This window comes from Vibrio sp. 1249-1, assembly GCF_033340495.1.
In genome coordinates this window covers 1-554 of sequence record NZ_JAWOWJ010000985.1, presented here as the reverse complement: position 1 = coordinate 554, position 554 = coordinate 1, and the positions used below count along the sequence as shown (strand labels likewise).

The 554-nt window shown below is 49.5% G+C and carries 1 protein-coding gene and 1 pseudogene; both read left to right on the top strand.

Features of this window, described 5'->3' with window-relative positions:
- Nucleotides 1-269 (top strand): annotated as a pseudogene (locus R7Z50_RS30055) (chromosome partitioning protein ParB); the annotation flags it as partial.
- Nucleotides 270-317: 48 nt separating this feature from the next.
- Nucleotides 318-554 (top strand): helix-turn-helix domain-containing protein (locus tag R7Z50_RS30050; protein ID WP_318150094.1); only part of this gene is annotated, 237 nt, incomplete at its 3' end.

Sequence of the window (554 nt, the reverse complement as noted above, 5' to 3'; positions counted from 1 at the left end):
ATAACAGCGGCAAGGACAAAGATGAAGAAGGCGGTGATGCTCTTCCTCCTCTGCCGAAGGACAAGGAATGGAAGAACGTCCGGGCTGACAGTTTGATTTTTGCTGTCAACGTTAACCTGGATGGCGAGACCAAACGTGGAGTCATCATGACCGACCGTGTTGCTCTGGTTCCGTCTACTGTCTGGGTTAAAACGCTCGATGGCGAAGGCAAGGAAAAGCATGTTCATGTGCCTGTGTCAGACATTGAACTCCTGAGTGTCGAAGGCTAATAAAGGAGGCCCAGCCAGAGAGGTTGGGCCTGTCAAGAACAGGTGAATATGAAGATCTCACAGGACATGAAAAGAAAATTTGCTTTGGTGAATGCCCTGTCTAAAACGGAGAAGCCAAGTCTCCAAGACCTTCACAAGGCAACAAATATTCCTGAATCAACGATCAAGAGACAGTTGTCTGCCCTGCGTGATGAGTTCGGAATGAATATCTTGTTCGTCAGGGAGTCTACCGGCGAACGAGGTGCCACCGGCTACTACATGCTGACAGACTGGGGGATCTTAGAC